Source organism: Aeoliella straminimaris, from assembly GCF_024054565.1.
Lineage (GTDB): Bacteria > Planctomycetota > Planctomycetia > Pirellulales > Lacipirellulaceae > Aeoliella > Aeoliella straminimaris.
Genome location: NZ_JAMXLR010000026.1, coordinates 249,584 through 262,593 on the forward strand (window position 1 = coordinate 249,584; position 13,010 = coordinate 262,593).

General features: G+C 59.3%; 7 protein-coding genes. 1 reads left to right on the plus strand and 6 read right to left on the minus strand.

Annotation, left to right across the window (positions count from 1 at the left end; genetic code table 11):
- Positions 1-123: 123 nt before the first annotated feature.
- The 5 genes from NG895_RS07915 to NG895_RS07935 all read right to left on the minus strand — a co-directional run bounded on the left by NG895_RS07915 (position 124) and on the right by NG895_RS07935 (position 5,832).
- Entirely contained in the window at positions 124-1,122 is a 999-nt protein-coding gene (locus tag NG895_RS07915) for a polyprenyl synthetase family protein (protein WP_252851935.1), read from the minus strand.
- Complete coding sequence (moaC, locus tag NG895_RS07920; RefSeq protein ID WP_425267212.1) at positions 1,119-1,718, minus strand: cyclic pyranopterin monophosphate synthase MoaC; 600 nt, start codon at positions 1,716-1,718, stop codon at positions 1,119-1,121. Before moaC ends, NG895_RS07915 begins: the two co-directional genes overlap by 4 nt.
- 24 nt (positions 1,719-1,742) lie before the next feature.
- Complete coding sequence (locus tag NG895_RS07925; RefSeq protein ID WP_252851936.1) at positions 1,743-2,318, minus strand: hypothetical protein; 576 nt, start codon at positions 2,316-2,318, stop codon at positions 1,743-1,745.
- A gap of 64 nt (positions 2,319-2,382) precedes the next feature.
- Positions 2,383-3,726: a hypothetical protein gene (locus tag NG895_RS07930; protein ID WP_252851937.1), complete on the minus strand. Its 1,344-nt coding sequence runs from the start codon at positions 3,724-3,726 to the stop codon at positions 2,383-2,385.
- Positions 3,727-3,774: 48 nt separating this feature from the next.
- The gene (locus NG895_RS07935) at positions 3,775-5,832 is read right to left on the minus strand and encodes a DUF4139 domain-containing protein (protein ID WP_252851938.1); all 2,058 of its coding nucleotides are present in this window, start codon (positions 5,830-5,832) and stop codon (positions 3,775-3,777) included.
- 204 nt (positions 5,833-6,036) lie between these two features.
- Here NG895_RS07935 and NG895_RS07940 point away from each other — a divergent pair, with 204 nt between their 5' ends.
- Positions 6,037-6,774 carry a hypothetical protein gene (locus NG895_RS07940; RefSeq protein WP_252851939.1) on the plus strand — a complete coding sequence of 246 codons (738 nt, stop codon included), beginning with the start codon at positions 6,037-6,039 and terminating at the stop codon, positions 6,772-6,774.
- A 22-nt stretch (positions 6,775-6,796) separates the two neighbouring features.
- Here the strand turns inward: NG895_RS07940 and NG895_RS07945 are convergent, their stop codons facing one another.
- The gene (locus tag NG895_RS07945) at positions 6,797-12,475 is read right to left on the minus strand and encodes a lamin tail domain-containing protein (protein WP_252851940.1); all 5,679 of its coding nucleotides are present in this window, start codon (positions 12,473-12,475) and stop codon (positions 6,797-6,799) included.
- Positions 12,476-13,010: the final 535 nt, after the last annotated feature.

Consider the following 13,010-nt stretch of genomic DNA (forward strand, 5'->3'; position numbering starts at 1 on the left):
TCACTCCCACTTCGAATAGCTGGCCCCCCACCTTCCCAATCTCGGTGCGCAGCGGGGCCAAACTTTAACGATTACGCCGGCAATTCCAGCTAGCGTTGCAGTCACGGTCCAACGTTGGAGCAACTAGCCTTGTCGGCTGACCACGAAGGCTGCCAGGTGTTCGAGCGTTGCCTTTGCTGGCGAATCGGCGAGGCCCGACAGATCGGCTGTCGCTTTATCGGCGAACTGCAGGGCTACATCACGGGCGTACTCCAGCGAGCCGAGCTGCTTAAGAGTTGACATAGGCGTAGTCGACTGAGCCCCCGCTTCGAGCAGCGACAAGAAGTTGGTGCGAGGTCCATCGACCAGCGTGTCGCGAGCGTGAATCAGTGGCAGTGTAAGCTTCCGTTTGGCCAGATCCCGGCCCAATGACTTGCCGGTTGCCTGTTCGTCGCCAGCCAGATCCAGCAGGTCGTCGGCAATCTGGAACGCCATCCCCAGGTGGCGCCCGTAGCTGGAAAGTGCGGCGATGGTCTGTTCGTCCGCGTCGCTGAATCGTGCCCCCAACTCACAGCAGCAGGCGCACAGCTCGGCCGTCTTCGCGTCGATAATTGAGTAATAATCGTCTTCGGAAAGGGTTAAGTCGCCCTCGGCGAGTGTCTGCCGCATCTCGCCTTCGCAAACGCGGTTAGTGCTCTTGCCGATCAATTGACACGCCTCGGCGGTGCCTACGGTGCTGGCCAGATAGAACGCGTGCGAGAACAGGAAGTCGCCCAGCAGGACGCTGGTTTCATTTCCCCAGCGGGCATTTACCGTGTCGACGTGACGACGGAGATCCGCCTCGTCCAGGATGTCGTCATGCACCAGGGTGGCGGTGTGAATCATCTCCACCACCACAGCCAGCGTTTCATGATAGCTGGTGAGCTTGCCGGCGGCCTGGCCGGACAGCAGCAACAGGGCTGGCCGCAGCCGTTTGCCCCCCAGGCGATATCCGTGGCGAACCACTTGGTCGACGTTGTCGTGCCGGCTGCGAAGTTCCTCCTGCAGGCGGTGTTCGACCCCCTCCAGGCTGGTGCGAATGTCGGCGAACAAGTCGCCCACTGCTCGCTGATTGGCAGCGCTCGTGGCTCCGACTCGTGTCATGCGTGGTCCTTCGTACTCAAGTCCATGTCGTTGCGATTCCAATCGCCGCTCTTTCCGCCCGACTTGTGCTCGAGCTGCACCCGCTGAATCACCAGGCTGCGGTCCACCGATTTTACCATGTCGTACACCGTCAGGGCAGCCGTGGTGGCGGCCGTCAGGGCCTCCATCTCCACGCCCGTCCTAGCGGTAGTGGTCACTTCAGCCACGATGTTCAGTGTCGTCGAGTCCGCACACTGGAAGTCTACTGCCACGCTGTCTATCGGCAATGGGTGGCACAGCGGTATGAGGTCGCCCGTGCGTTTAGCCGCCATGATTCCCGCCAGGCGGGCCACCTCCAGGACATTTCCCTTCGCGTGCTCGTCGGATTGGATTTGCTCCAGCGTTGCGGGCTGCATCACGACCTGGGCCGACGCCACGGCCCGCCGGCGAGTGATGGCTTTGTCGCCCACGTCCACCATGCGACTTGCGCCCGATTCGTCAAAATGCGTCAGGTCACCCACTCGCAGCCCACCACTAAAGTCCTGAATTGCCGCCGAACGAGGGAATTGTAGCGAAATGGTAGCCGAAACCGAAGTAGCCGCGGCAATTTGACGCAACTGCCCCGACTCGGCGGGTCGCGGCTACTCTTCAATCCGTTCAAGCGGTACATCTTCCCAATCCTGGTCTTGGAGTATTTCCTCCGCCTCGTCTGGAAACCACCGCTTCCGCACCATATCGGCCACCAGAAACACCCCGGCTTCGCAAGCTCCGCAGAGATATCCAAGCAGTGGCCCCCAGATAACCGACGAAAACGCCACGCACAGGAACTCCCCGTCCCAGGTGCCGTAAACAACTACGAATGCCACCCACCACAGTAGACTGTAGGCCACGCCTGCAATGGCTGATGCCCAACGAGGCGCGTCGCCGTACGGAAAAAATGCCTGGGCGACTCCCACTGCGATGGTCAGCCCACCGATGAACGCGAATACGGGCCACTCGGCCCCCAGCAAGCGGAGCATCGTGAACAACAGAGAATAAGCAAACGATACGGTTAGCATCGTCGCGATGTCGAACCGGCGGGGCACGGAGTACAGTGTTTGCTCGGTACTTCGCTGCCGCCGCATCTGTACCGCGGGTGGCAATTCGATGCGCCGAGGAGGCTGAGCCCAGCGTTCGTCCTCGGGCGTCGGCGGGGGGAGATTGGATGAAGGTGCCATGGGGCCGGACGCGAAAGCTCACTGCCACTGATACTGCTTAGACCAAAATCCTGCTGGCAACAGCTTAGTCGAGCCGGAGGCGAAACACCACGTCCGGCTCGCCGGTGCGACAGTTTTCACCTTCCCAATCGGGGCCGGTGATCTCCTCTCCTGCGTCGTCTTGACGATCAAAGCCAACGCTGTAGATGCGCAGCTCACTATCGGTCTTCAGCAGTTTCAGGGGTTCGCCAGTAAATGGATCGAGCGGCACGGTCTCGAGCTGCGCGGGAACAAGCTGATCGATCGACTCTGGCCACGTGTTGTGCTGCAAGTGATACCTCACGGCGGCAATCGCCACGACTGCCGCCCGTACGCGTGCCGTGGTCTTGGCAATTCGTACCACGCGGGAGGCAATCATTGCGGGGCCCAACGACGGAGCCACGTCATTTGCCCCCCAGGGGGAAAGCGAACCCACCTTACGTAAGTCCGCCTCTTGTGGATAATTCTCTGCCAGCTCCAGCGGCCCTGGCCAGTCTTGCGCCAACAATGGCTCCACCTCGGCAGCCGCTCGGATGACAGAGAGCTGGTCGTCGCCATGCCACGCACTGCGTAGCTTGTCATTCCAGGACTGGTCTAAAGCTTCCAGTGTCTCAGCTCGATTACCGATAAGGCTCACGCGCAGGCTATCCAGCATGTCGACGCCAGCGAGTTCGTCCTGCAACTGCCGTAGTGACGCATCCTCCGCAGAGAGCGCCGGCAGCAGTACCTCCAGATACAAAAGCGAGTGGTGCACCATCTGCAGGCGAATCAGTTGGAACACAAGCAGCGGCTCGTCTTTCATGGTTTCGGTAGTTGCGAACATGCCCTGCAGGTTACTGAGCGCAGCGGATTGGCGATCTCCGTGCGTTTCGACAATTGCTCGCACCGCGAGCATCCGCCAAATGTAGCGCAGCCCGCCAATCGATGGCAGCGATATTGACGGAGGTCGGTAGTCTCTTACATACACACACCGGCCCGGTGTCGCCAGCGCCGCGTCGATGTCGCTGTACTCCGATTGGCGTTTGGCTACGAATGTCTTGGCCTCAGCCAACCTCGGCCAGGACTCTACCGGCAGCGGTGGCTCAGAAACATAACCGTCCAGCAGTTGTGCGGCCGAGGGTTCTACGCCGGCAACAGATCGCCAGTTACCCATGGGTACCAGCCAGGCGCCCGTTGCATCCGGTTCTCCCGGCCGCAACGCGACGTACTCGTTGAGCTCTATTGCATTGGTCGGCTGCCCCCGTTCGCGGAGTGCTTCGATCTCTGCGGCCGCCAGACCGTCTCGGTACCACCGCCTGCCAATGGTCCAGCCTCCGAGAACCACGACGATCACCGCCGCCAACAGAATGGCTTTTCGCCACCAGGACCACTGGGCGATCGAATTCAGCATTTCCACCCCGCTGATGACGACGGCAGTCGACTTCGAGATTCTGTACGATCAAAATTCAAACGGTGCAATGTCACCGATCTTGTTCTGGATGTCCTGCAGCTTCTTCCGCAGTTCGGCAAGCCTCACTCGTTCGCGTTCAATTCGGGTTTCCAATTCACCCAGTTTCTTGACGAACCGCTGGTACAGTTCACTAGTTCGATCGAGCCGATCCATCGACTTGCCGATCCGCTCCTGCTCCTGTGCAAGCGCTCGAAGTTCCGCTTCGGATGCATTCACCGCTAAGCGAAGTCGCGTCCGCTCGACTCGACGCTGGCGATAGCTCTCCAGCGTCTGCTTTGCCTGCTCGCTGACCAGTGGCGAATTAAGATACAACGCCAACTCCTCGTCGGAGAGTTGTTCCACGGCAAACTTCTCCTGGCTGGTTTGTTGTTCGACTACTGGCAGGGTCACCGACTCGCCGGCCGGCACCGACACCTCAAATCGCAGGGCATTGTCGGTGGTCCTGGCTGCTTTCGGTTCGACCAGTTCCCAGCCAGCATTCTCGGGACGTTGGATGACCACCAGCCGCGACTTGGATCCTTGATTGTCAAGCTCGTAGGTTGCTACCCGCTGCACGCGGTGCTTGGTCAGGATTACTCCGCGAGTGAGTCGCACTTCAACCAGCTGCTTCTCGACGGCCCCACTCTCGATGTTGACGTCGACTTCCGGATCCATGGCGTAGGTGATCAGTCGCTCGCTGCCGGGTGGCGTGTCCGCCATGCGCGAATCGCCCGCGTACTGGGCTTCGTCCAGCACTGTGATCGGCCCCCGCATCAGGTGCAGGTCCGTGGTGTTCTTGATTCGCAAACCATGTTGCGGATGCTTGGCGTTCACCGTTGGGTCGTACAACGACAGCTTCTCCCCTTCCACATTGGCGTTCACGATCGGTAGCATGGCCGACGTCTCGCTCGCCAGAGTCACGGGCGTATCAATCTCATAATGAAACAACTCGCCCACTTCGGTGGCTGTGGCCATGGCGGGCTGACTTTCGGAAAGCCGGTCACCCAGTGAACGATCGCGCCCGCCACCAAATTCCATCGCGTCTTCCGAACCAAAACTGCCACCAAAACCACCGCCGCCGAAGCCACCGCCACCAAACGCCCCTCCCCCACCAAAGCCGCCAAACTCTCCACCTCGTGGACGCGATCGCTGTAGTTGGCGGCCGTACTCGCGCGGCACCAGACCTGCCACGGCACTGGGCTGCACCTCTGGTCGCTGGACATACAGCGGTTCGTAGAGGTTCATCCGAAACGCAAAGGGCTGGCCGCTCACGAGACTCAGTTGAACGTCCTGCCAGTCCTGATCGGTGGTGTTCTCGACCATCGCCCAACCTTGCAACAGCGTCTTGCCATCGGCATCAATCACCAGACGGTAGCTCACCTTCCAGACGGGAAACTCCTGCAGATAGCCGATCCGTACGCGACGCTTTCCCTCCCCCCGAAACTGCAAGGTCACGCGTTTCGCAGGCGAGTCGGCCTGCATGGCCAGCAACTCCAAAGCTCGCTGAAAGCGTTGCTGCACTTCCGGATCGACCAACTTGATGGCGGCAATTTCGTCCAGTGGCAGTCGCATCAGTCCCTCGTCGGTCTGCACCAGCAATAGTTCGACCCCGCGAACTTGCTGCTCATCGCGGAGCGTTTGGGTTTCGATGCTGACGATCCGCCCCTGCCAGTCGTCAATCGCGATCTGCTGTCCTCGGAACTGCCCCAGCAGGTCGCCCAAGCTGGCCCCCGGCTGCAATTCGAAGGGCAACGTCCCCAGGCTGCGGGCGACGGGATCGCGATTTTCGTACATCACCGTGGCCGTCTTCCCACCGTCGAGATCCAACAGCACCAGCGTCTTCAGCAGGTCGTCCATGCTCTCGGTGGGAAACTCGAGCACCAGGTCCGCATTGCCCTCCACTTCCCCCGCCCGCTCGAAAAAGGCCACGCCCGAGGTGTAGGCCACCAGCTGCTTGAGCGGGACTTCGGTCTGGGCCTCGTCAGCGGCGCGGACCAAAGGAGCCCTGCTGATCGCAATAAACAGCAAGGCCAGAACGTAAACAGAGAGTAACCGGGCGGTTGGCATCATGAGTAGTCCAGGAGATTTCGAGGAGTTGGGTCAAGCTGCCCAACCATTCTACCGGCTCGGCAATGGTTATTCCAAATGGCAACACTTTCACTCGCCAGGCAAAGAGCTTCGATGTTTGCCCACCGGTGCTTTCGCCTTTACGATGGTGACAGTTGCAAGCGGTTGATCGTGATTTCGTGTCCGAGTCAGAGGCCCTTTCTCATGCTTAAGCATTCCTTCCTGCTGCTAGTAACTTGCCTGGTCTGTCCTGCGATGGCTCTTGCCGCGGAGGCGAAGCCCGAAGACTCCTGGGAGTGGCTCCAGCAGAAACTTTCCATGCCGACAACCCTGCACGTGCACAAGATGCCACTCAACCAGGTTGTAGAGCTGTTGGAGCAGCAAACCGGGCTGCAAATGATCATCGACACCACGGCCTTGGACGATCTGGGACTCTCGCCCGACGAGCCGGTCACCGTTTCTCTCGACTCAGTCACGTTCGGTGCGATGCTCGACCTGGCGTTCAAGGAATTGGAATTATCCTGGAGCCTGCGCGAGAAAGTGGTGATCATTACCACCGAAGAAGAAGCGCTGATCCACCAATTCGTGCGGGTTTACCAAGTGGACGACTTGCTGCAGATCGCCGATGGCTACCCAGACTACGACTCGGTGATCGACGTCATCATCAGCACGATCGCGTCCGACACTTGGGTAGAGAATGGCGGACCAGAGGCAGAAATCAGACCACTTCCTTCGAGCAACGCATTGGTGATCTCGCAGACGCTCCAGACGCACTTGCAGATCGAGCAACTGCTGATCGACATCCGCCGCGTCCGCCAGCGGCAAGGGTTGGCGGTGACCAAGTCGCCAATGAGCTCCACTCGCTCCGCCAAGCCAGCGGCACCTCGGCGAATCTATTACCAGCCTTCCTCCTCGGCGGCGCTGCCGCGGGAGTATGAATAACACCACCACTTGGCAGAAACGGCTATGGCCGCAGCTTGCTACGGAGCTGGCGATGCCCAAATGCGGCCAAGGTGAGTGACTCGTCTGGCTTTATTGTATCCAGTTCGCTTGGAAGACGCTGCCGCGAGTGCTGCAGGTGACTGGATGGCAGCTCTTGAGCTTGGTCGGCGCGTCGCAGCAATAACATGGTATCGTGAACGAGCGGAAAGTCCGCAAACACTTCGTCGAGTGCGTCGGCCCGCGAACCGTGTTCTGAATCGTGGCGACGCAGTGGTGAAGCATAGAAACCTCGGCTTGGCAATGCGCCGGTCGACGATACCTCCGTGTCGATTGTAAGCTCCTCCGCCTCACTCGATTTGCCAGGCACCGCACTCGAAGCACTGCCAACCACGACAGGTTCCAACGAATCGGAACTAGCCCCCGTAATGGCCTGAATTGCAGGGGTTGTCGTCGCCCCCAGGTGGTTACGCCACACCGCATAGTCGGCGAGCGACACAAGACCGTCCAAGTTGCCGTCGGCGCCCAGTCCAGGAGTCATCTGCTGGCCGAACTGTTCTTTCCAGAGCTGGTAGTCCAAGGTGTCGACGGTGCCGCTGCGATCATAGTCGCCGGGGAGTGCTGGCACCGGGGTGAAGCTGCCCGGTGTCCCGCCCATCGTGGCGCTCGCCAGCCAATTCGTCGGCAAGTCGGGATCGCCCAAGGGGTTGATCACCTCCAGCGAGTAGCCGCCCGACACATCCGGCCAGGGACTGTTGACGCCATAGGTCACCTCGGCAATCAGGTTGTCCGCTGCGTCGCGCAGCCGCAATCGTTCGCCATTGCCCGATAGATTGCCGGAGTACTCGCCCACAATTCGAATATCGTCTCCATAACGGGAGACGAACAGGTCGGTGTTGTCGACGACGACCACCGTTTCGCCCGGCGCCAGGCTGGTTAGCCAGGGGAAAGTAAATTCGACCCCCTTGTCGAAGGCAACGTTTGAAAGATCGATGGTTTCCATTCCCAAATTCGCGAGTTCGATGAACTCGAACGACCTACCGGTGCCGCCAATTTCGCCCGCCAGCTTGTCGCCGGGCAGCGGATCGAAATGAATCTCTGTCAGCCGCAGGTTAGCCGCCGAGGCTGGCAGGTAATCGGGAAGCTGCAACGCGCCGATGTCTGAACCGTTGGGCCCGGCATCAATTGCCGGTGAACCCTGCGATAGCGAAAGATCGCCCACCGCGGGATTGCTCAACAGTGGATCGTCCGACAGGTTGCCCACGCCGTAGCTGGCCCACTGCGAAGGCACGATCGAGTGATCGACCGTTAACTCGGTGCCGGCGGTAACTCCTTCCAGCACCAGCGGATTGTCCCAAAATAGGACGCCATCGATATCCACTCCGCGCCCTGGCCCCAGGACACTTGTCCCCCCGGGCTCTTCCAGGTGGATAGCACCGTAAGTGGCTCCGACCATCGTGTTATTGGTCAGCGTGGCGAACGACAGGTCTTTGAGCAGCAGATGGTGGTCGTTATCGAAGAAGACGTTGCCAATCAACGTGAGTTGGCTGGAAATCGTCTGACCACCGACCGACATGTATCCTGATGACACGGCATTGGAGGTGGTGGGCCGGGAGGTGTTCAAATGAAAGTTCGAGAACACGTTGTTCTCGAGCAACACTGGAAATCCATCCGTGTCGACGCCGTCGTCAAAGCCTCCCAGGAACGTGTTGCCGCGAAACACGATCGTCGCCGGCGTCAAGGTGTCGTGGCCCAGATCGATGACGTCGTCGCCACTGGTGTTCATGCCGAAAACGTTGTTCTCGAACACTAGCTGCTCACCCTGATCCAGTCCGAACAGGTGTACCGTTTCGTTGCCACTGATGCCCGGAATCATCGAATTGGACACCGTAAGCGTGGGATGCTCCAGGTCGAGAATCTGCACATTCACGTCTAACCAAGTGGTGTGGTCGATGGTCAGTCGGCCGTGATCGATAAACACGGCTTGGTTGGTTGCCCCGCCGCCCTGCTGATCGACGTAGGTCAGCCGGTTGTCTGCCTGGGTGTCGGTGAAGTTCAATCCATCCCACGGCAGTCCTCCCAACGCAGGATTGGGAGCAAAGCGGATGTGGGCGTCGGCAGTTCCCTCCGCAACAAGTTGGCCGCCGTTGGTGACGGTAAGCCCAGTTGCGTTGTTGAAGAAGACAGTCACTCCCGGATCGATCGTCAGCACTCCGGCACCGGTAATCGTCAAGTCTCCGGTCACGACATAGGGACCGTCGGCCGCGGTCCAGTGCTGCGTGTCGTCGATTACTCCCGATACATTTTGCCCAGCTGCGTTGTCGTACCACACGTCAACCCAAGTAGTGCCCAGCAACCGACCGGTACCCTGCTGACCATCGTAGGAGTTGACTTCGATTCGGTTGACACCAGGCACCAGCGGCACCCCGCCCGCAGAACTGGGATTACCTAGAACTCCTAACAGGTGTACATCGAGGCTAATGTCACTGCTACCGTTATCGTCTTGATGAATCTCGACGGCCAGCACGTTCTCGCCCTCGACCAAAAGGGTCGGATCGATGCTGTACTCGAAGAATGTCGCCTCCTGTCCGCCAGCGACGTTCCCCGATGCTGGAGTAGTGGAGGTGATGAAGCCGCCGGGCATGTTCGAGCGGACAATCTCGGTGCCATTCAGATAGACCACTGCGCCATCGTCGCGCAGCAGTTCCATGGTGAGTGATGTGTACTCGGCCGCGTCGGTCACATCGAACGTCGTCTGAAAGTACGTGGTAATATTCTTTTGCGTGCCCGATTGATTGGGATCGGTATCAACGTAGGGCACGTCGGTTGCCTGGGTATCGCCGAAACCCAGCTCCGAAGGTCCCGAATCGGGCCAATGGAGATTGTCGGCCCTCCAATCGCTGCCCGGCGAAGTAGTGGGGGCAAGCTCGGGGGACAGATAATGCCAGATGTGGCCGGTGGTCATCAGGTTGATCACGGCCCCCGTCGACTCCCCAACCGACCACTGACCTGACTCGACATCGTAGTCCGTCACGATTCCGTTGGCGGTCACCGATTGGGTACCCACCAAGGGAGCCGTACCGAGCAAGGCCACATTGTCTTGCGTGGTCCGCGGCAATCCGCCCTGCACCACCAGTGAGGACTCGGCTGTCAGCGATTGAGTCACTAGGTCCAGGATATGGTCTCGGCGGGCATCCATAAACGACTTCATGCCGGCGATCTGGTCAGCTGGCGTGAAACTGGTCAGCAAGCTATCCAGCAGCAAATCGAAGCTGGCTTTAGAGAAGGTCGTCGTCAGCAGTTCTTGCAGTCGGGCGTGGTAGGCGGGCAAGATTTGCGGATGGAGCAGAATGCGGCTCACTAAGGGAAGGTTTGCCGCCCGATAGATGCTGCCGGTGGGCGAGCCGGTGGTGTCACCACGCCCGAGGATTGTGTCGAAGTCGTGCGGGATGAGCTGGAATCGCGGATCGTTCTCGCCGCGGTACATCAGATAGTCGTCGCCCACGCCCGTCGCGAGCGAGGTTTCCTGGGACCCGAGAATAGCGAAGGTGGCGAAATAGTTGAGCCATTGGTCAACATCCACGATCTGACTCAGTCGATCGTAGAAAGTCTCGTCAGGCTCGTAGTTGAGCACCTGTACCAGCTCCATGATGTCGCTGTAGTCGGCCTCCGATACGTTGGTTTGCTTCTCGTAGTAAATGGCGTACTCGGCGGGATCATCTCCCAAATCGCGAAAGTCGGCCCGGGCCGAACCCGATGGACTGCGTACTGCCTTGTAGAAGTTGCCGCCGTCGTCATCGGGATAGTGATTGCCGATCATCACCCCATCGGCAGCTTCGATCTGGACATACACTCCATACGATGGCGAGCCGGCGAACGAAAGATCGGCGCCATTGACAAGCACTTCAACCGCCAGCGAATCCTCAGCGATCGCGCCAGTAGCCTGGAACAGTTTCAGACCAGCCAACTGGGAATGCGTGTACTGAGTGTTGAGGTTAAAGGCTTCGAGCCCTTGCCAGAGGTCGTCGCGGGGGATATCCACATGATAGCTGTTGGGCAACTGGCTCGAACTCGACTGTCCGCGATTGCGGAAACCGACGCGATAGCGGAAGTCGACTCCGCTGGGGGTGACCGTGACCAGGGTGCCGTTCATCCGCGCGTGACTGTACCGATCGGACGAACTCGATCCAATCTGCTGCAACTCGGCTCGCTCGGCCTCGGTCATGATCAGACGATAGATCGGCGCCTCGCCGGCGGCAGGCAGGTCGTTCGAATCGAAGCCGTCGTCGACTTGGTACAGCAGATTGGTTAGCTGCTCGCCACTGGGCTGCGTTGGTGAGGGGTACGTTCGGGTGTTGCCCGCTTGGTCCTCGGCCTGCACGTAGAACTCGACGATGGTCCCGTCGGTCATCGCTGGTAGTTGCGCCGTGAATACATGGTCGCCGCTGGTTGCATCTCCGCCGAGCCCACTGTCCGACATCGCCAGAGCCTGGAACGCTGGTGCGCCGTCCGTGCGGTAAAACAGCGTTCCCGAAACTCCGTTGGCCAACTCGTCCACCAGCTTCGCCGTGATGGTCACCAGGTCGGTGGAACTGGGAATAACAGGGTAATGCGTAACATTCACCACTAGCGGTGCGACATTATCGTCAGGGTCCTGCACCGAGTTGGCGACGCCAGGCGTACCGCCGATTGTGGAACTGGCTTTCCAATTCTGCCCCGAGTTGTTAGAAAGGCCGAAGCTCACCAATTCCAGCGAGCTGCCATCGCCATCATGGGCATCGCTCCAAACCCAACCTCGGTGGTTGTAGTCGAGAGGACCTAGTTGGCGGTCGGCCCAATCGCCCTGGTCGGTGTAGGTTACGCTGTCGACAAGCTGGCCATTGCTGCTGCTCAGCAGAATGGCCTCACCCCGATTGGAAAGCTGTCCTTGCCAACCACCCACCACGTTGGTAACCGCTGGATGCAACGAGGCAAAGGCGGATGCGTCGGCCGCTACCACCAGGTAGTCGCCCGCCGCGAGACTGACGGCCGGAAGCGCGTATTCCACCGCGCCCTCGAGAGTCCATCCCTCGAGGTCGATGCTGGAACCGGTGGTATTGTATAACTCAATGTATTCGTGTTCTGGCAAATCGGACGACGGATGGTACATGATCTCACTGATCAGCACCGCTGGCGCAAGTGCCGACAGCGAGTCGTTCGCGGCACCTGGAGTAGGATTGGTGAAGTAGACCGCGGCGCCCGTATCATCGATGCCGTAGGAGATGTCGGTCGACTGCGGTGGATACTCCGGCGCAAACTCCGATACAACCGCACCCGCAGGGTCGGTCAGCGCCAAATACTCCCCGCCTGCGGAGAGGGCGAATGTCGTGTGGCGGTAGCCCGATGGATCGATGAAGCCCGCGGTCGCCTGATTCGAAGCGAAGACCAGCAAGTATTGTTGCGATTCAAGTATCGTTGTGGGAAAGGTCCACTTGGTCGGATTGGAATCGTTGTCGGTCAGATGCCAACCACCAAGATCGATAGCGCTGTTTGAGGAATTATAGATTTCGACCCAGTCGGAACTACCTCCGAGCCCATCATCGATGGTCGTTGAATTCGAGGCCATGAACTCGGTGATCACGGGATAGCTGGACAGAACACATCGTTCCTCCAGGGTCTCGTGTCCCAACCTCCGCTGCCGCTTCTTCCCCATCCGAATCCACATGTGCGCGCCATCAATAGAAGTATGCCAAACTGAATCCAGAAGCCTCGAGTGTTTCTGCTGAGACGAAAACTCGGCCAAGCGTCGGGGCGCTATGCCTGAACGTATTGCGGTCGTGCAGTCCACATGACCAAGCTCTCGACGAGATCCACAGTTCAGGACCTATTATTGGTTATGGCGTCATCTGCTTCAATTGTCGGAATGGAGAAATAACCAATGGCCTCGGCAAGGTGCTACTAGCCGCACCAGCTGGACTGAGTCTCAACTATGGCAGTCCATTGGTATTCCGCATCGCTGGGAGCCAATTGGACTGGTGTATCAACAATCCAATACCTCAGATACACCGACTCCTTTTCAATGCACTCTCCTTGCCGCAAAGTCACCGGGTATCCTTGATGCTCCATACTCCGCGGAGTCCCTGGAAAGGTCGAGTCTCCCTGCTCCCACGCCATCAGACAGCATACTGCAAAAACCTGCATGTTGTCCTGCGTTGGCATCACGACTTAGGGGGGACAACGCTGGGTTCGCTTGGCAACGC

Bases quoted from the DNA above. Each gene is read 5' to 3' on its own strand.
- NG895_RS07915 (WP_252851935.1), bottom strand. From the start codon at position 1,122: ATGACACGAGTCGGAGCCACGAGCGCTGCCAATCAGCGAGCAGTGGGC.
- NG895_RS07925 (WP_252851936.1), bottom strand. From the start codon at position 2,318: ATGGCACCTTCATCCAATCTCCCCCCGCCGACGCCCGAGGACGAACGC.
- NG895_RS07930 (WP_252851937.1), bottom strand. From the start codon at position 3,726: ATGCTGAATTCGATCGCCCAGTGGTCCTGGTGGCGAAAAGCCATTCTG.
- NG895_RS07935 (WP_252851938.1), bottom strand. From the start codon at position 5,832: ATGCCAACCGCCCGGTTACTCTCTGTTTACGTTCTGGCCTTGCTGTTT.
- NG895_RS07940 (WP_252851939.1), top strand. From the start codon at position 6,037: ATGCTTAAGCATTCCTTCCTGCTGCTAGTAACTTGCCTGGTCTGTCCT.
- NG895_RS07945 (WP_252851940.1), bottom strand. From the start codon at position 12,475: ATGTGGATTCGGATGGGGAAGAAGCGGCAGCGGAGGTTGGGACACGAG.